The sequence below is a fragment of the Pseudomonas putida genome (assembly GCF_001941965.1).
GTDB lineage: Bacteria > Pseudomonadota > Gammaproteobacteria > Pseudomonadales > Pseudomonadaceae > Aquipseudomonas > Aquipseudomonas putida_L.
In genome coordinates, this window is record NZ_MKZO01000036.1 from 52,197 (window position 1) to 70,155 (window position 17,959).

Below are 17,959 nucleotides of genomic sequence, written 5' to 3' on the forward strand. Positions count from 1 at the left end.
TACGGCTGCCTGATCAGCCCACAAAAAAGGCCCGCCCCCGAAATCCCGGGAGCGGGCCTTTTCTACATCGGCAAAGCCTTACGACGACAGATACGAAGACCGCGTCAGCCCCAGCCGCAGCGCATCGAGGAACTGCGTGCGCTCACGTTCGCTGAGCCGTGCACTGGCCACCTTGTCACGGTAGTGAGTCATCAACTCCTCCGGCGACAGGTGCACGTAACGCAGCATGTCCTCGATGGTGTCGTGGGTCTCGATGCCGGCGTGGTACACGCTGCCATTCGGGTTCTGGTAGATGTTCACCGAGTCGGTATCACCGAACAGGTTGTGCATGTCACCCAGGATCTCCTGGTACGCACCGACCAGGAATACGCCCAGCAGGTAATCCTCGCCTTCATTGACCGAGTGCACCGGCATGCTGGTCTCGATGCTCTGCTCGTCGACGTACTGGTTGATCTTGCCGTCGGAGTCGCAGGTCAGGTCCTGCAGCACCGCACGACGCAGCGGTTCTTCGTCGAGACGGTGCAGCGGGATGATCGGCAACACCTGGCCGATGGCCCAGGTGTCCGGCAAGCTCTGGAATACCGAGAAGTTGCAGATGTACTTGTCGGCCAGCTTGTCGTTGAGCTCGTCCAGCACCTGGCGGTGCGAGCGCTGGCGCGCCTTGAGCGAGTTGTGCAGGCGCCGGCAGACGGCGAAGTAGCACTGCTCGGCCAAAGCCTTCTCGGACAGGCTGATCTTGCCGTCGGCATACTGCGCGGCCACGTCGCTCATGTAGTGGGTGGCACGCCAGTAGGTCTCGGTGACCATCTCGATATCGGTCGGGCCGAGCAGGTCGACCAGCCATTGCACGGTTTCCGGCAGGGCTTCCTTGTTCTCGATGGTCGGCACTTCGTCGTTGTGCTTCTCGACGTCGGTGACCTGGATCACCAGCATGGCGTGGTGCGCGGTCAGCGAGCGGCCACTCTCCGAGAAGATGTGCGGATGCGGCAGGCCCTGGGCATCGCAGAATTCCTTGAGCATGCCGACCACGACACCGGCATAGTCGTCCATGTCGTAGTTGATCGAGCTGGCATTGCGCGAGTGGGTGCCGTCGTAGTCGACGCCCAGGCCGCCACCGACGTCGATATGGTCCACCGGCAGGCCGAGGGCGCGCAGTTCGCCGTAGTAACGGATGGCTTCCTTGAAGCCGTGCTGGTAGTCGGCCAGGTTGGCGATCTGCGACCCCATGTGGAAGTGCAGCAGGCGGATGCCCTGGTCGAGACCGGCGTCACGGAAGCGCTGCACCACCGAGATCAGTTGCGCAGCGGAAAGACCGAACTTGGACTTCTCGCCCCCGGTATCGGCCCATTTGCTCGACGCCAGCGACGAAAGGCGCACGCGCAGGCCGACCTGGGGCTTGACCTTGAGCTCGGCAGCTTCCTCAATCACCAGGGCCACTTCCGACTCTTTCTCGATGACGATGAACACGTTGTGGCCGAGCTTCTGGCCCATCAGCGCCAGGCGGATGAACTCGCGGTCCTTGTAGCCGTTGCAGACGATGGTGCCGCCCTTCGGTGCCAGTGCCAGCACCGCCAGCAGCTCCGGCTTGGAGCCGGCTTCGAGGCCGATGGAGACGTTCTGGGTGGCGATGATGTTCTCGACCACCGCTTCCTGCTGGTTGACCTTGATCGGGTACAGGGCGGTGTACTGGCTCTGGTATTCCAGGCGCGCGATATTGGCGTCGAAGGCACCGGTCAGCTGGCGCACGCGGTCCTGCAGGATGTCAGGGAAGCGCACCAGCAACGGCAGCGACAGGCCGCTCTTGCGCAGTTCGTCGACCTGCTCGTACAGGTCGATCGGCGCGCTGCCCGGGCCGTTGGGGCGCACTTCGACACGCCCGGCTTCATTGATCGCGAAATAGCCCGCGCCCCAATGGCGAATCCCGTAAACACTGCGGCTGTCGGCCACGGTCCATTGGCTGCCATCGTCTTTGCGTGTGCGTCGTACGGACATCGAAGTCCCCTATAAAGAAAGTCAGATAACACCGGCCATGCGGGATGGCGCAGTGTAGAAAATGAAAATGACGATTTTCCCTGTTCGGGTTTGGACCCTTCACAAGGCAACGAGTTTAGACGCAGGCTGAAGAGCACCGCTGCCAGCGATCAACCGCCGGATTTCTTCGCTTTGAAACCCTGCTTGATCAACTCGCCGAGCAGCAGCTCGACATGGTCGCCCTGGATTTCGATGACGCCGTCTTTCAACGCGCCACCGGTACCGCAGCGCCGTTTCAGGGTGCTGGCCAGGTCCTTGAGCTGTTCGAGCGGCAGGGGCACGCCGCTGATGGTGGTCACCGTCTTGCCGCCGCGACCTTTGCTTTCGCGGCGCACACGGGCGATGCCATCACCTTCCGGGATGAGCGTCTGCTTGCAGATGCAGGCATCGATGGGTTGGTTGCAGTCCGGACAATGCCGACCTGCATCGGTGGAGAACACCAGGCCGCCAAGGGCGGAGAATGACGAGGCTTTCTTGGCCACTTTTGATCCTCACGTTTGAGGACAAAAAACTGGTCGCCGACCCGGACGGGCCACGACCGCGAAGCCCCACTCTGGCAGGGGCAGCGCACCTGCCACGAAGGGTGCGCGGCAGGGTAAAAAGGCCGCGCAGTGTAACGGCAAATGTCCCACTTGCTAAGTACAGAACTGCGCCAATTTGGACAAATATTGCGACGTCAGGATTGCCGGTCGAGCGCCCGGGCCAATGCAGCGAGGGAGTCGGGGCAATACGGCAGTGTCTGCGACTCTTCCCAGACCACTTCCGGGTTGACGAAACGGGCCTCGCTGACCTCTTCCGGCTGCAAGTGCAGGGGGCCGTCCCAGACCGCCGAGAACACCGCGCACCACAGGCGGTTGCCCGGCACGTCGAAGAAGAAACGGTCATGGGGGCGCAGTTCGACGCCGCTCACGCCCAGCTCTTCTTCCAGCTCCCGCGCCGCCGATTCGGCGTACGCCTCGCCGGCCGCGACCATGCCACCGGCCGCCACATCCCAATAGCCCGGATACAACGCTTTGCTCAGGGTGCGCTTGTGGATGCACAACTGGCCGGCGCTGTTGAACAGCAGGATGAAGGTGCAGCGCCCGATCAGCCCGCGTTCGCGCAACTCGGCACGAGGCAGCGCGCCAAGCAGTTGGTCGTCGGCATCGACCCAGGCGACCTGTTCCTGGTCCGAGGCGGCACGGTGCGCCGCCTCTTTCTCGCTGATGGTCATATCAGCCCTGCGACAGCAACTGGCGCAGGTCGATGACCGCGGCGTTGGCCCGGGAGATGTAGTTGGCCATGACCAGCGAGTGGTTGGCCCACATGCCGAAGCCGCTGCCGTTCAGCACCATCGGGCTCCACAGCGGTTCCTGGGACGCCTCCAGCTCGCGGATGATCTGGCGCACGCTGACGGTGGCGTTCTTCTTCGCCAGCACGTCGGCGAAGTCCACCTCGATGGCGCGCAGCAGGTGCGACAAGGCCCAGGCCTGGCCGCGGGCCTCGTAGAAGACGTTGTCGATCTGCAGCCACGGAGTCTCGACCATTTCCTCGTCGACCTGCGGCGCCTGGCCTGGCACCACCACTTCGGTCTTCAGCGTGCTGTTCAGCTTGACCCGGCCAACGCTGGCCGACAGACGCTGGGACAACGAACCCAGGCGGGTGGCGACGTCGCCCAGCCAGTTGTTCAGGTTGTCGGCGCGGGTATAGAAGATGGCGCCCGAGTCACCGGCGGCCAGACGGGCCTGGTAGCGGTTCAGCGACTTGATGCCTTCCTCGAACTCGGACTCGCTCGACGGCAGGATCCAGCTCTTGTTGTCGAAGTTGAAGCGCGGCTCGGCCTTGGCCAGGTCGGCGTCTTCGGTGGACTGCGACTGGGAGCGGGCGAAGTCCTTGCGCAGGGCGCGGGACAGGTCGCGGACCTGGACCAGCACGCCGTACTCCCAGCTCGGCATGTTGTCCATCCACAGGCCCGGCGGGAAGCGGTCGTTGGAGATGTAGCCGCCCGGCTTGTTGAGCAGGGTGCCGGCGACGGTCTTGAGGGTTTCGATGGTGGTGTAGCCAACCACCATCTGCTGACCGTTACGCTCGGCGGCGGCCTGGGCGTTCTGCTGCACCGGGAACAGGTCGGGCTCCTCGCTCCAGTACCAGCCAAGGGCGATGGTGACCACCAGGTAGACACCGATCAGCGCACCCAGCGAACGGCTCAGCAGGCCACGGAAATAGCTGCCGCTCGCCGTCTCGCGCCTGGCGCTGCGTTCCTCGCGCGCCTCGGCGCCGCCTTTACGGTTTTTCCAGTCCAGCATGGCGTTGTCCTTATTCAGTCAGGGCATGTGCAGGGTTCGACCGCCGCAGCCGGGCATTGGTGCCAGCGCATCGCGAAACTCGGCGGATGCACTGCTGCCAGGGGCGGTCCGGGTGACGGCCACTATAAAGCAAGGGGGCAGGATCGCATAAACGACCATCGGGTCACGAACTGAATGAATCTCCGGCGTCAAAAAATTGATGCAGGGCACTCGATTGCGTCGAAAGTGGTGCTAGCATAGAGCCATCACTCGAACTGCCTCACCTTTAATAAGAAGTAGTCAGGACATGACCGAGCCAGAAGACCCCAATCGTGAGCGACTCAAGCAACACTTTGCCCAGCGGGTCATTCATCAGGCCCGGCAGATCCTGGAAATCTGGCAGCGTCTGCAGCGCAGCGAATGGTCCAGCGGCGACCTCGGTGAGCTGTGCGAGGCCAACCTGCGCCTGCAACGCTACGCCGAGCGATTCGAGCAGCCGGAACACACCCAGCTGGCCGAAGCCATCGGCCAGACCCTGGACGCGGTCGAGGCCAACAGCGCGCGGCTGAGCAGCACCCTGATAAGCGAACTCAACCGCCTGATGCAGCGCCTGTCGCGCACCGGCCTGCGCCAGGGCGACCGCCTCGAACAGACCACCCTGCCGCCGCTGCGCAAGCCGGTGTACATCATGCTCCAGGACCACGATCGCGCCGAGCGCCTGGCCAAGCAGCTGGAGTTCTTCGGCCTGGGCGTGGAAGCCCTGTTCACCGCCGAGGCCTTTCGCGCCTCGATGAGCGAGCGCCTGCCTTCGGCCATTGTCATGGACGTGGACTTCTGCGGCCACGGCCAGGGCCTGGTGCTCGCCGAACAGGCCCAACAGGGCCTGGAACAACGGCTCCCGCTGCTGTTCTTCAGCCTCCACGAAACCGACACCCCGACCCGCCTCGCCGCCGTGCGCGCCGGCGGCCAGGAGTTCTTAACCGGTACGCTGGAAGCCTCGAGCCTGCTGGAAAAGGTCGAACTGCTCACCAGCGTCACCCAGTACGAGCCCTTCCGCGTGCTGATCATCGACGACTCCCGGGCCCAGGCCCTGCACACCGAGCGCCTGCTGAACAATGCCGGGATCGTCACCCGCACCCTGACCGACCCGATCCAGACCATGGCCGAGCTGGCCGACTTCCAGCCCGACCTGATCATCCTCGACATGTACATGCCGGCCTGCACCGGCACCGAACTGGCCAAGGTGATCCGCCACAACGACCGCTATGTCAGCGTGCCGATCATCTACCTGTCCGCCGAGGACGACCTGGACAAGCAACTGGACGCCATGAGCGAGGGCGGCGACGACTTCCTGACCAAGCCGATCCGCTCGCGCCACCTGATCACCACGGTGCGCAACCGGGCGGCCCGGGCACGCAACCTCAAGGCGCGGATGGTCCGCGACAGCCTGACCGGGCTGTACAACCACACCCATATCCTCCAGTTGCTGGAGGACTGCAGCTTCCGCGCCCGCCGGGAAAGCCGGCCACTGAGCTTCGCCATGCTCGACATCGACCACTTCAAGAAGGTCAACGACAGCCACGGCCACCCCATGGGCGACCGGGTGATCAAGAGCCTGGCGCTGTTCCTCAAGCAGCGCCTGCGCAAGACCGACTACATCGGGCGCTATGGCGGCGAGGAGTTCGCCATCGTCATGCCCAACACCGATATCGACGCCGCGCACAAGGTCCTCGACCAGATCCGCCAGCGCTTCGCCGAGATCCACTATCCGGCGCAGCCGCAGGACCTGTCCTGCACCTTCAGCGCAGGTATCGTGGCCCTCAACGAAGAGCTCGACGCCCTGAGCATGGCCACCGCCGCCGACGAGGCGCTGTACCGCGCAAAAGGCGCCGGACGCAATCGGGTGGTGCGGGTGGAGTGGTGAAGTCAAATGGCCACTTTTTTTGACCCGGAAGACCGGTTCGTCATAACCACGTCATAAAATCGCAATAACTTCAGTGCCTTGCCTTCCAGCCGTCGGTAGTCAAGCACATGCGCCTGAAGCTGCTCACCAATCTCAACACCCTGTTACTGGTCCTGGTCTGCCTCGCCCTGGGCGCCACCTTGTGGTGGTCGCAAAAGGCCCTGGAGCGACCGTATCTGCTGATGGAGCGCTACCTGGGCCTGTCCCAGCAGTTCCAGAACCAGGTGGCGCGCAATATCCAGACCTACCTCGGCAGCGGCGATGCACTGCAGCATGCCACCGCGCTGCAGGCCACCCAGGACCTCCAGGAAGAGCTGAAGCAGTTGCCGGAAGACCTGGTCCAGAGCGTGCGCCCGAGCCTCGACAGCCTGGCCACCTTCACCAGCAACGAACTGCTGGCCGCCGGCAAGCTGGCCGGCGATCCCCAGGCCCTGCTGCTGCAGGCCGAGCGCGAGCTGGGCGCCAACCTGGAGCAATGGCTGCGGTACGCACAGAACGGCAACAACCCGGAAGGCGCGCGCTACACCACCCCTCTTTTCGAAGCCGGGCTGCACCTGAGCCGGCTGTCCCTGGCCCGCGACAAGCTGGTCAGCAGCGGTCGTCCGGAGCTGGCCGAGGAAGTCGAGCGTGAGCTGAACCTGATGGCCGAGCAGGCGAAGATCCTCGACGCCCTGCCGCTGCTCGGCGTCAAGGAAGCCAGCGCTTCCGGCTCCGACGACTTCGCCGCGATGATGGGCCTGGAAAGCGAGAGCAAGAGCGAGGCCGAAGACACTGCGATCGGCCTGCGCCGCGAACTGAATAGCCTGATCACTCGTTACCCGGCCGAGCTGCAACGGACCCGCGAGCAGATCCAGCGTCGCGGCGAGCTGGCGGCCACCACCACCTCGCGTATCGCTGCGGTGCAGCAGGCCATCGCTGATCTGGAGCCGGGCGTGCGCAGCCAGCACGGACAGATCCAGAGCGAAGTGCGGCTGATGCAAGGCGTGATGATTGCCCTGATCCTCCTGATCGCCCTGGTGATCGACCGTCTGCAACGGCGCCTGGCGCGGGTGCTGACCGCTCTTGATCCAGCCCTGTCGGCGTGGGCCGGTGGCGATTTCAGCAAGGCCATCGACCTGCCGCCGAGCAACCGCGAGATGCACGATATCCAGGACTCGCTGAACCGCCTGCGGGATTACCTGGTGGAACTGGTCGGGACCATCCGCCACAACGCCGAGCAGGTGGCCGGCAGCAGCCGTGCCCTGGCCGGCATGAGCAGCGCCCTGCACGACGGCGCCGAGCGCCAGGCCGGGGACACCGCGCAGATTCGCGATGCGCTGGGTGAGCTGGAAGCCACCATCGTCCAGGTGGCCGGCGATGCCAGCCAGGCCGCCGATGCCAGCCGTCAGGCCGGTGAAGCGGTGGAACAGGGCCAGGCGGTGATCGGCCAGAGCCTGACCGGGCTGCGCAAGCTGGTGGACGAAGTGCAAGGCAATGCCCAGGTGGTCGAGGAGCTGGCCCAGGAGTCGGCGACCATCGGAGGCGTACTGACGGTGATTCGTGCCATTGCCGAACAGACCAACCTGCTGGCCCTCAACGCCGCGATCGAAGCGGCGCGTGCCGGCGAAATGGGCCGCGGCTTCGCCGTGGTCGCCGAGGAAGTGCGCTCCCTGGCGCAGCGCACCACCGGCGCCACCGGTGAGATCCAGACCCTGATCGTGCGCCTGCAACAGGCCGCGCAGGAATCGGTGGAAGGCATGCGCGCCCAGCTCGAACACGCCGAGGCCACGGCCAACCAGGCGCAGGCGGCGGATGGTGCGCTGGACGAGATCGTCACGGCGATCCAGACCATTGCCGACACTGCGGTGCGGATTGCCGATGTGACGGCGCAGCAGAGTGGCGCGGTGAGCGAGATTCGCGATCACAGCGAGCGGATTCACGGACTGGGTGAGGACAACCTGCAGCGGATCGGTGAAGGGCGCGATCAGGGCGAGCAGTTGTTGCGGTTGGGTGGAGAACTGAATACGGCGGTTCGGGCTTTCCGTTTGTAGGTGGCCTTTCGGGCCCTATCGCTGGCAAGCCAGCTCCCACAGGTTTCTGTGTACACCGCACACCCTGTGGGAGCTGGCTTGCCAGCGATAGGGCCATCAGCAACACAGCAAATCCCCGAGTCGGCTATCATGCGGGAATTTCCGCCCCACCCCGCGAGCCCACCATGCGTCGTCTGCTTTGCCTCCTGCTGCTGGCCCTTGCCCTGCCCGCCATGGGCGCCGGCCTGTTCGACAGCCGCCCCAGCGCCACACTCGGCGCGCCGTCCCTGAACAACAGCGCCGATTTCCTGCCGGTGCGCGAAGCCTTCAAGCTCAACCTGATGGAAGGCGACAACAAGACCATCAAGCTGCGCTTCGTCCCCGCCGAAGGCTATTACCTCTATCGCCACCGCTTCCAGTTCCGCACCGAACCCGCCGACATCGCCCTGGGCACGCCGCAACTGCCGCCCGGCGAGGCCAAGCACGATGAGTTCTTCGGCGATGTCGAGGTCTACCATGGCATCCTCGATATCGACCTGCCGCGCAGCGACGACCAACGCCCCTTTACCCTGCTGGTCACCTACCAGGGCTGTGCCGACAAGGGCCTGTGCTACCCGCCGGAAACCGAACGCCTGAGCATTGCCGGCAACAGCAACGCCACCGCCCCGCCCGCGGCCAGCACCACGCAAGCCTGGACCTGGAACAGCCTGCTGCTGTTCTTCCTCGCCGGGGTCGGCCTGACCTTCACCCCCTGCGTGCTGCCGATGCTGCCGATCCTTTCCGGGGTGGTTCTGCGCGGCCAGGTCGGCGGCCTGCGTGGCCTCGCCCTGTCCCTGGCCTACGTGCTGCCGATGGCCGCCTGCTTCGCCCTGCTCGGCGCACTGATGGGCCTGTTCGGCGCCAGCCTGAATTTGCAGGCACGCCTGCAGTCGGCCTGGGTGCTGGTGCCGTTTTCGCTGTTCTTCGTGCTCTTTGCCCTGGCCATGTTCGGCCTGTTCGAACTGAAACTGCCACGCGCCCTGAACGAGCGCCTCGACCGCGTCGCCGGCAACACCAAAGGCGGTTCGCTGCTCGGCGCGGCTGTGCTGGGCGTGGTCTCCAGCTTGCTGGTCTCGCCCTGCGTATCCGCGCCCCTGGCCGGTGCCCTGCTGTATATCAGCGCCAGCGGCGATGCCCTTGGCGGCGCGGTGAAGCTGTTCGCCCTGGGCCTGGGCATGGGCGCCCCGCTGCTGCTGGTGGCGACCGGTGGCGCGGCTTGGCTGCCGAAGAGCGGGCCGTGGCTAGTGACGGTGAAAAACGCCATCGGCGTATTGCTGCTGGGCCTGGCCATCGGCCTGCTCAGCCGCGTGCTGCCGGGGCAAGTCACCCTGCTGCTGGTAGGTTTGCTGGCCGCCGGCGTGGCGTTGTTCCTCGGTGCCCTGGAGTTCGGCTACAAGGCGCCGCGCCAGCGCCTGGCCCAGTTGCTCGGCCTGTTCCTGCTGGTCTACGCCCTGGCCTGCTGGTATGGCGCGCTGAGTGGCCAGAGCGATCCGCTGCGGCCCCTGCCCGTCGCGGGCAACGCCGCGGTCGTCAGCCAGGCGAAGAGCGACACCTGGCAAACCATCGACAGCCCTGCCGAACTCGACCGCGTTCTTGCCGAAGCCAAGGCCGCCGGCCAGCCGCTGGTGCTGGACTGGTACGCCGACTGGTGCATCAGTTGCAAGGTGATCGAGCATGAAGTACTGAATGCGCCGAACGTGCTGCCATTGCTCAAGGAATACCGGCTGGTGCGCTTCGATATCACTCAAAGCAGCGCCGAACAGCGCGCCCTGCTCGACCGCTACCAGTTGTTCGGCCCGCCCGCACTGCTGTTCTTTGCGGCAAACGGCAGCGAAAACAGCGCCGCTCGCGTGGTGGGCGAGACCAACGCCGGCGAATTCGCCGAGCATCTGCAGCGCATCCGCGCCGATCTGCGTCTATAACTTCCCGGGGCTGCGAAAAACCCGCGACTGATGACCGGGATTAACAAAATAGTCATATATTTCGCGCGAATCTCGGTCATCGTGCTGGCTATTGCAGGCAACTGGACAGTGCTCGGGTCTTTGCGGCATAGTCGCCGCGCTTGTATTTATGTCCTACAAAAAATCAAAGGATGCGCAGATGGCGACCCTACTGGTGCTGCACGGCCCCAACCTGAACTTGCTCGGCACGCGCGAGCCCGGTGTCTACGGCGCCGTGACCCTGGCGCAGATCAACCAGGACCTGGAGCAGCGTGCCCGCGCCGCCGGCCACCATCTGCAGTACCTGCAAAGCAATGCCGAGTATGAACTGATCGACCGGATCCACGCCGCGCGCAACGAAGGCGTGGACTTCATCCTGATCAATCCGGCGGCTTTCACCCACACCAGCGTCGCATTACGTGACGCATTGCTGGCGGTGAGCATCCCATTCATCGAAGTGCACCTGTCGAACGTGCACAAGCGCGAGCCGTTCCGTCACCACTCCTACTTTTCCGATGTAGCCGTGGGAGTGATCTGCGGTCTGGGCGCCAGCGGTTACCGCCTGGCCCTGGAGTCCGCCCTGGAACAACTGGCCGCCAAATCCTGAATAACGCGGGCCTGGCCTTCGCCAGGCTTTCAAGAACGTTTCAATCACGTTCATACGACCCTGACCAAATCTTGGGAGTTGATGATTAATGGATATTCGTAAAGTCAAGAAACTGATCGAACTGCTGGAAGAGTCCGGCATCGACGAGCTGGAGATCAAGGAAGGCGAAGAGTCCGTGCGCATCAGCCGCCACAGCAAGGCGCCAGCCCAGCAGTACTACGCGCCGGCCCCGGTTGCCGCCGCCGTCGCTCCAGCTGCCGCCCCGGCGCCAGCCGCTGCCGCTGCTGCTCCGGCCGCCGCTGCTGCGCCTGCACTGAAAGGCACCGTGATCCGTTCGCCAATGGTCGGTACCTTCTACCGCAAGGCGTCGCCAACCTCGCCAGCCTTCGTTGAAGTCGGCCAGTCGGTGAAGAAAGGCGACACCCTGTGCATCGTCGAAGCCATGAAGATGATGAACCACATCGAAGCCGATATCGGCGGCGTCATCGACGCCATCCTGGTAGAAGACGGCCAGCCGGTTGAGTTCGACCAGCCGCTGTTCACCATCGTTTGAACCGCGGAGAGCCTGCGATGTTGGAAAAAGTTCTGATCGCCAACCGCGGCGAAATTGCCCTGCGTATCCTGCGTGCCTGCAAGGAACTGGGTATCAAGACCGTCGCCGTACACTCCACGGCCGACCGCGAGCTGATGCACCTGGGCCTGGCTGACGAGTCCGTGTGCATCGGCCCGGCCGCATCCAAGGATTCCTACCTGCACATCCCGGCGATCATCGCCGCGGCCGAAGTCACCGGTGCGACTGCCATTCACCCTGGCTATGGCTTCCTGGCGGAAAACGCCGACTTCGCCGAGCAGGTCGAGAAATCCGGCTTCGCCTTCATCGGCCCGAACGCCGACACCATCCGCCTGATGGGCGACAAGGTGTCGGCCAAGGACGCCATGATCAAGGCCGGCGTTCCGACCGTACCGGGCTCCGATGGCCCGCTGCCGGAAGACGAGGAAACCGCGCTGGCGATCGCTCGCCAGGTCGGCTACCCGGTGATCATCAAGGCCGCCGGTGGCGGTGGTGGTCGCGGCATGCGCGTGGTGCACAAGGAAGAAGACCTGATTGCCTCGGCCAAGCTGACCCGTACCGAAGCCGGTGCGGCGTTCGGCAACCCGATGGTCTACCTGGAGAAGTTCCTGACCAACCCACGTCACGTGGAAGTCCAGGTGCTCTCCGATGGCCAGGGCAACGCCGTGCACCTGGGTGACCGTGACTGCTCGCTGCAGCGTCGTCACCAGAAGGTCCTGGAAGAAGCCCCGGCCCCGGGCATCGACGAGAAGGCCCGCCAGGAAGTCTTCGCCCGCTGCGTCCAGGCGTGCGTCGAGATCGGCTACCGTGGCGCCGGCACCTTCGAGTTCCTCTACGAGAACGGCGCGTTCTACTTCATCGAGATGAACACTCGCGTGCAGGTAGAGCACCCGGTTTCGGAAATGGTCACCGGTATCGACATCGTCAAGGAGATGCTGAGCATCGCCGCTGGCAACAAGCTGTCGTTCACCCAGGATGACGTGGTGATTCGTGGTCACTCCCTGGAGTGCCGGATCAACGCCGAGGACCCGAAGAAGTTCATCCCGAGCCCAGGCACGGTCAAGCACTTCCACGCACCAGGCGGCAACGGCGTTCGCGTCGACTCGCACCTGTACAGCGGCTACGCGGTTCCGCCGAACTACGACTCGCTGATCGGCAAGCTGATCACCTACGGTAAAGACCGCGAAGAAGCCATGGCACGCATGCGCAATGCCCTGGATGAAATCGTCGTCGACGGGATCAAGACCAACATCCCGTTGCACCGCGAGCTGGTCCGTGACGAAGCCTTCTGCAAGGGCGGCGTCAACATTCACTACCTGGAGCACAAGCTGGCTTCGGAGTAATCCGGACGGTTTTGCCCCGCTGTGAATGCGAAAGCCCCGAACCCAGGTTCGGGGCTTTTTTATTGTTCTGGAGAACAACACGGACCCTGTGGGAGCTGGCTTGCCAGCGATAGGGCCAGACCAGACAACTTCATTGCCCAAGCCGGCTTCATCGCTGGCAAGCCAGCTCCCACAGGGGTCAGTGTCGCTTGCTAGAGGGTAGTCAGTTGCAGGGACTGCGCCGCGATCTGCTGCACCGTCGCCGGCCGCCCGTCCAGGGTGGTGACCTGCCCGTCACCCCGCTGCACCAGCGGCTCCTGGCGGAACCGCTGCATGAAGCGCCGGGCCCGTACGGCGATAGCGCTGTTGCCACCCAGCGAAGCCTCCAGCAGGATCGGGTCGAGCACCTTCTGCACACTGGACCGGGTCGAGGTGAACACACGTGTCGCCCCGTCCGCCAGGTCGAAGCGCACACCATAGATATTGCCCAGGCACGACGAATACGACCAATGATCCCACTGCGCCTGAATGCCCCGTCGCGCCAGGGCCGAACGCAGCGGCCCACCGATATCCGCCGCCGTGGACAGCCAGTCGCCCCCCACCAGCACAGCACTGACCCGCCCTTCTTCCCCGCCACGACGAATACCGTGCAGCGCCGTGTCCAGCGCCTCCTCCACCAGCCGGCCGATATTGTGATCGACATGGATCAGCGCCCCGCCACGGGTCGCCGGGTTGTACAGGCAGACGGCAACGCAGGATTCGATATTCAGCGAGTACAGGTAGTTGTCGCTGCTGGCCGGGTTGAAGCGCGCGATCAGGCCCTCACCCTGCAGGACACCGCGCTGCGGCAGCGGGCTGGTTCGCGCCGGGAACGCATCCGCCACGTCCCAGACTCGCCCGAGATACTGGCTCGGCGCCCCGCCCCGAAGCCCGACCTGCTCGTTGAACTGCCAGCGATTGCCCGGCCCCAGGCGGATCGGCACCCGGTAGTGGGCCCGCGGATAACGGGGATCGAGCAGGCGCAAGGTGTTCAGGCCACGGTCGTGAAGCACCTGGAAGTAGCGCCCGCGATCATTGACGTAGAAGGCTTCACGCCCGTCGTCACCGAGGCGGCTGTAAACCCCGCGCCAGACCCCGCCACGCTCCATGCTGCGCAGGTTGTCCGGGACCTTGCGCAACGCCCGCTGCTCATCCATGACGCTGACCGCCGCCCGCTCGCCCTGGCGGATGCCCGGCCGGGCCTGATCGGTAAGCTGGGTCCAGCGACTGGCCTCGCTGGCCTTGCGCAAGCCGGCCCGCGAAGCATGGGTCAAGGCGCCCCAGGCGCCCGGCAAGGCAATGCCCCAGAGCGCAATCGCCACGCCCACCCAGTGGTTCAGCGCCGCCGAATCGTCATCGGCGATGTGGCTGGCGATCGCCTTGGCGCTGCCGATGGCAATGAATACCGCGTCGAGGGCGAAGCCCAGCGGCGGAAACGCCAGGCTCAGGGGAAAGGCCGCGTACAGCAGGCCCTTGGTCACCTGCTCGACGATCACCTCGTGGCGGCTGCGGGTCACCGCCTCGATATCGCTGACATGACTCTCCAGGAACGCGTCGTACTCGGCCATGAAGTCGCCAATCCGGTTGCCTTCGCGCAGGGTGTCACGGGTTCGCTCGCCCTTGGCCAGGTGCAGCAGCCACTCGGACACCTGCGGCCGGTCGACGAAGCGCACATGTTGCAGATACCAGTCGTGCAGCGCGCCACGGCCGGCGCCGACGAAGCCCTGGTACTTGCGCAAGGTCAGGCCGTCGGGCGCCTGCGGGGTGTACAGCCAGTCCTGGGCCACGCCGCCGACGATACGCCGGAACACATACAACCCGGTGCTTTTGCGTCCGTTAAGGGTGAAGCGGAACAGCCCGTCGCCGGCGATATTGTCCGCCGACTCGCCCTGGGGCTGGCGCACCTCGGCCAGTTGCCCGACGACCTCGAGCAACCAGTCACGCTCGTCGTCATCGATCATCTGCTTCCCGTGCGTGGCCAGCACATCGCGCAGCAGGGTGGTTTGCGCCAGGGCGAAGTGCAGGGCCCGGCGCTTGGCATACAACGGGTCGGTGGGGTCGAGGAAACGTCCGCGAATCGAGTCGGCATATGCCGAGCCGATATAGGCGCTGCGCACGTAGCTCAGCAGTTCGGCGGCACGCACCCTGCCCAGGTCCTGGCCGACGGATGAGCGCACCGGCATCCGCGGGTTGTCCAGGCCCCAATTGTCGTCATAGCCATAGATGGCCAGGTCGAGCAGGGTGCGGGTGAGCTTTCCCGAGGCGTTCAGCCCCGGGAAGAAATCGAAGAGGATGGTCTGCGGATCGACTTCTCCGGTGACCCCGCAATCGCGCAGGTAATTGGCGATGGCCGCCTTGACCGTGCGCCGGGAGAACGCCAGCAGGCTTTCCTGCTCGTCGACCTGCTGCTGCATCGCCTGGTTGAGCAGGCGCAGGTCCTCGTTGAGGCCGGCGATCACCCGGCGCTTGTCCAGCGGCAGCTCGGCGAACCAGTGCGGCGCTTCGTACCAGGCAACCTGTTCGAGATGGTTGTCCCGCCCCAACTCGACCAGGTAACGGCTGCATTCGGCGTAGCCATGGCGCGGACCACGATGGTCGCGGGACAGGTCCCAGGCATCAGCACGTTCGCGCACGCTGGTGTAGAACTGCTGGGCCTTGCGCTGCCCGCGCACATTGATGCGCTCCAGCAGGTAGCGGGTGCCCGCCTCGTCGGCCAGCCACTGGCCCAGTTCCACGGCCAGGGCGCGCAGCGAGGCCAGCTCGATCCACTCCTGGCCATCGGGCTTGCCGGGCGCATACATCACCAGCCCGGACAACTGGTGCGCATCGTCCTCGTGATAGAACAGCAGCAGTTGCGCCAGCGGCTCATCGGGGAACTGGGAAACCCCGGTGACCTTGTCGCCCGGAGCGTCGCGGCCCACGCCGTTCCCCGCACGGACCCGCAAGACCCGCGCATAACTGTCGGCGCCCATATGCCCCTTGCAGCGCGCGATGAAGGCGCTCTGCTGCAGGCGCATGTCGTTCAGGTCGAGCAGCGCGGCGAACACCTCGGGGCTGGCATAGCGCTCGGCCAGCGCCTGGTGATAACCGGCGCGGGGGTCGACCGTGAACAGCAGTGCGTCGAGAAAGCCGGGCGGCAGCACCTGGTTCAGCGCGCCCGGATCACGCAGCAAGGTGCGCGCCTTGTCCCGGCCGGGCGCGAACGGGCCTTCGGCGACCAACTCGGCGAGACGCAGGGTTCGCTCTACCGGGTAGCGCGGATGCTCGACCCGGGTGCGCACCTGCAGTTCGTCCGGGTCGATGTCCAGGCCGAGGGTCAACCGGCAGTGGTCGATGATCGCCAGGCGAGCATGGGCCTCCAGGGAGTCCACCCCATACAGCAACAACGCGAGCTGTTCGCGCAGCAGGCCATGCTGGCGCTGGAAATGCCGCAGCACCTCCAGCTCTTCCCCGCTCAGGGCGCCGAACCAGTCGCCCAGCGCCACCCGGACCAGGGCGTCGATCTGCTGGCGCTCGGCCTCGGGCAGGCTGCCAGTCCCCTCGAACAGCGTGCGCCAGCGCTTATCCATGTCCTGGATATAGTGCTGCAGGCTCTCGCCATCGAAGCGCTTCAGGGTTTCCGCACAGAACAGCGCCTTCAGCGCCGAGCAATGTTCTTCGAGACGCTCAAGGAAACGCTCACCCAGTGCACTTCGCTCATCGAGTCCGGCCGGGCGCTGCACCCATTGCCGGCGCAGCGCCTGGCAGTAATCGTCCAGCACCCCGGCCGCCGCGCCCTCGATGATCTGCATCAGGGTCTGCTGGCGTTCACTCCAGCCTTCCTCACCATCCTCCGGCGCGTCCTCCATCAGCCAGCGCAGCGGGCCGTGCAGGTCGGCGTCGAAATCCGCCAACTGGCCGTCGATCAGGCGTTGCAGCAAGGCCAGCAGCAGCGCCCGGCGAAAACCGGGGGCGATATCGCCTTCCGGGTAATAGGTACGCAGGTGAACCATCAGGCGCTCGCGGGCGAACACCTCGAAAAACGGCTGCTGCTCGAAAAACCCGTCGATCCACAGCTCCCAGCGCGTCAGTTGCAGCAGCGACAGGCGTGCCGCGCCATCCTCCAGCTTCGTGCTCATCGTCTGACTCCTTGTTGAATGAGGCAGGTCAGGGTGCGTGAGTCCTGGCACGACGAGGTGATAGATAGTTAACCGGGTTGTTATCCACTTTGCCGCCCGGCTCGCGTAGACTGGCGGGCTTTCGCAGCACTGCGCTGAATCCCCTGGTGAAGGTACCCCCATGCCCTGGTTACAAGTTCGTCTGGCCATCACTCCGGAACAGGCCGAAACCTATGAAGACGCCCTGCTGGAAGTGGGCGCGGTTTCCGTGACCTTCATGGATGCCGAGGACCAGCCGATCTTCGAACCGGACCTGAACACCACGCCACTGTGGTCCAACACCCACCTGCTGGCGCTGTTCGAGGCCGATGCCGAGCCCGAGGCGGTGTTCGCCCACCTGCAACTGCTGACCGGCGCCGAGCTGCCGGAACACCACGCCGAAGTCATCGCCGACCAGGACTGGGAGCGCAGCTGGATGGACAACTTCCAGCCGATGCGCTTCGGCCAGCGCCTGTGGATCGTGCCGAGCTGGCACGCGGCGCCGGAGCCGGATGCGGTCAACCTGCTGCTGGACCCGGGCCTGGCCTTCGGCACCGGCACCCACCCGACCACCGCCCTGTGCCTGGAATGGCTGGACGGCCAGGACCTGAAAGGCGTCAACCTGCTCGACTTCGGCTGCGGCTCGGGCATCCTCGCCATCGCCGCGCTGCTGCTGGGCGCGCGCCGTGCCACCGGTACCGATATCGACGTGCAGGCCCTCGAAGCCTCCCGCGACAACGCCGGGCGCAACGGCATCGCCGAGGCAGATTTCGACCTGTACCTGCCGGAGCAGATGCCGGCGATGCAGGCCGACGTGCTGGTGGCCAATATCCTCGCCGGCCCGCTGGTCTCGCTGGCACCGCAGCTCAGCGGCCTGGTGCGTCCGGGCGGCCTGCTGGCGCTGTCGGGCATCCTCGCCGAGCAAGGCGAAGAGGTGGCCGCGGCCTACGCGGCGGACTTCGACCTGGATCCGATCGTCGTGCGCGACGGCTGGGTCCGGATCAGTGGTCGCCGCCGCTAACAGCACCTAGACTTCAC

The 17,959-nt window shown here is 65.1% G+C and carries 12 protein-coding genes; 7 read left to right on the plus strand and 5 right to left on the minus strand.

The window, feature by feature from the left end:
* Positions 1-78: 78 nt before the first annotated feature.
* The 4 genes from speA to PSEMO_RS19840 all read right to left on the minus strand — a co-directional run bounded on the left by speA (position 79) and on the right by PSEMO_RS19840 (position 4,316).
* Entirely contained in the window at positions 79-1,992 is a 1,914-nt protein-coding gene (speA, locus tag PSEMO_RS19825; protein ID WP_075804672.1) for an arginine decarboxylase, read from the minus strand.
* Positions 1,993-2,141: 149 nt separating this feature from the next.
* Positions 2,142-2,513, minus strand: coding sequence for a translation initiation factor Sui1 (locus tag PSEMO_RS19830; protein ID WP_075804673.1), 372 nt, complete (start codon positions 2,511-2,513; stop codon positions 2,142-2,144).
* A gap of 194 nt (positions 2,514-2,707) precedes the next feature.
* Entirely contained in the window at positions 2,708-3,244 is a 537-nt protein-coding gene (locus PSEMO_RS19835) for an NUDIX hydrolase (RefSeq protein ID WP_075804674.1), read from the minus strand.
* Between the two features lies 1 nt (position 3,245).
* Positions 3,246-4,316: a DUF2333 family protein gene (locus tag PSEMO_RS19840; protein ID WP_075804675.1), complete on the minus strand. Its 1,071-nt coding sequence runs from the start codon at positions 4,314-4,316 to the stop codon at positions 3,246-3,248.
* Positions 4,317-4,602: 286 nt separating this feature from the next.
* Between PSEMO_RS19840 and PSEMO_RS19845 the strand changes: the two genes are divergently transcribed.
* The 6 genes from PSEMO_RS19845 to accC all read left to right on the plus strand — a co-directional run bounded on the left by PSEMO_RS19845 (position 4,603) and on the right by accC (position 12,767).
* A complete protein-coding gene (locus PSEMO_RS19845) occupies positions 4,603-6,219 on the plus strand; it encodes a response regulator (protein ID WP_075804676.1) in 1,617 nt (538 codons plus the stop codon).
* A 680-nt stretch (positions 6,220-6,899) separates the two neighbouring features.
* Positions 6,900-8,288, plus strand: a complete 1,389-nt coding sequence (locus PSEMO_RS34485; RefSeq protein ID WP_444851698.1) for a methyl-accepting chemotaxis protein — start codon at positions 6,900-6,902, stop codon at positions 8,286-8,288.
* A gap of 164 nt (positions 8,289-8,452) precedes the next feature.
* Positions 8,453-10,228 carry a protein-disulfide reductase DsbD gene (locus tag PSEMO_RS19855; RefSeq protein ID WP_075804678.1) on the plus strand — a complete coding sequence of 592 codons (1,776 nt, stop codon included), beginning with the start codon at positions 8,453-8,455 and terminating at the stop codon, positions 10,226-10,228.
* A gap of 178 nt (positions 10,229-10,406) precedes the next feature.
* Positions 10,407-10,853 (plus strand): type II 3-dehydroquinate dehydratase, encoded by a 447-nt coding sequence (gene aroQ / locus PSEMO_RS19860; RefSeq protein WP_075804679.1) that lies wholly within the window; start codon positions 10,407-10,409, stop codon positions 10,851-10,853.
* Positions 10,854-10,941: 88 nt separating this feature from the next.
* Positions 10,942-11,406, plus strand: a complete 465-nt coding sequence (accB, locus tag PSEMO_RS19865) for an acetyl-CoA carboxylase biotin carboxyl carrier protein (protein WP_075804680.1) — start codon at positions 10,942-10,944, stop codon at positions 11,404-11,406.
* Between the two features lie 17 nt (positions 11,407-11,423).
* Positions 11,424-12,767, plus strand: coding sequence for an acetyl-CoA carboxylase biotin carboxylase subunit (accC, locus tag PSEMO_RS19870; RefSeq protein ID WP_075804681.1), 1,344 nt, complete (start codon positions 11,424-11,426; stop codon positions 12,765-12,767).
* 191 nt (positions 12,768-12,958) lie between these two features.
* On the opposite strand, the gene PSEMO_RS19875 is transcribed toward accC, so the two are convergent.
* Positions 12,959-16,903, minus strand: a complete 3,945-nt coding sequence (locus PSEMO_RS19875; protein ID WP_075804682.1) for a dermonecrotic toxin domain-containing protein — start codon at positions 16,901-16,903, stop codon at positions 12,959-12,961.
* A gap of 160 nt (positions 16,904-17,063) precedes the next feature.
* Here PSEMO_RS19875 and prmA point away from each other — a divergent pair, with 160 nt between their 5' ends.
* Complete coding sequence (gene prmA, locus PSEMO_RS19880; protein ID WP_064301578.1) at positions 17,064-17,942, plus strand: 50S ribosomal protein L11 methyltransferase; 879 nt, start codon at positions 17,064-17,066, stop codon at positions 17,940-17,942.
* Positions 17,943-17,959: the final 17 nt, after the last annotated feature.

Excerpts from the sequence above, each read along its gene's own strand:
- aroQ (WP_075804679.1), top strand. The coding sequence starts at position 10,407 with ATGGCGACCCTACTGGTGCTGCACGGCCCCAACCTGAACTTGCTCGGC.
- PSEMO_RS19845 (WP_075804676.1), top strand. The coding sequence starts at position 4,603 with ATGACCGAGCCAGAAGACCCCAATCGTGAGCGACTCAAGCAACACTTT.
- PSEMO_RS19835 (WP_075804674.1), bottom strand. The coding sequence starts at position 3,244 with ATGACCATCAGCGAGAAAGAGGCGGCGCACCGTGCCGCCTCGGACCAG.
- PSEMO_RS19875 (WP_075804682.1), bottom strand. The coding sequence starts at position 16,903 with ATGAGCACGAAGCTGGAGGATGGCGCGGCACGCCTGTCGCTGCTGCAA.
- PSEMO_RS34485 (WP_444851698.1), top strand. The coding sequence starts at position 6,900 with ATGGCCGAGCAGGCGAAGATCCTCGACGCCCTGCCGCTGCTCGGCGTC.
- PSEMO_RS19855 (WP_075804678.1), top strand. The coding sequence starts at position 8,453 with ATGCGTCGTCTGCTTTGCCTCCTGCTGCTGGCCCTTGCCCTGCCCGCC.
- PSEMO_RS19840 (WP_075804675.1), bottom strand. The coding sequence starts at position 4,316 with ATGCTGGACTGGAAAAACCGTAAAGGCGGCGCCGAGGCGCGCGAGGAA.
- prmA (WP_064301578.1), top strand. The coding sequence starts at position 17,064 with ATGCCCTGGTTACAAGTTCGTCTGGCCATCACTCCGGAACAGGCCGAA.
- accC (WP_075804681.1), top strand. The coding sequence starts at position 11,424 with ATGTTGGAAAAAGTTCTGATCGCCAACCGCGGCGAAATTGCCCTGCGT.
- speA (WP_075804672.1), bottom strand. The coding sequence starts at position 1,992 with ATGTCCGTACGACGCACACGCAAAGACGATGGCAGCCAATGGACCGTG.
- accB (WP_075804680.1), top strand. The coding sequence starts at position 10,942 with ATGGATATTCGTAAAGTCAAGAAACTGATCGAACTGCTGGAAGAGTCC.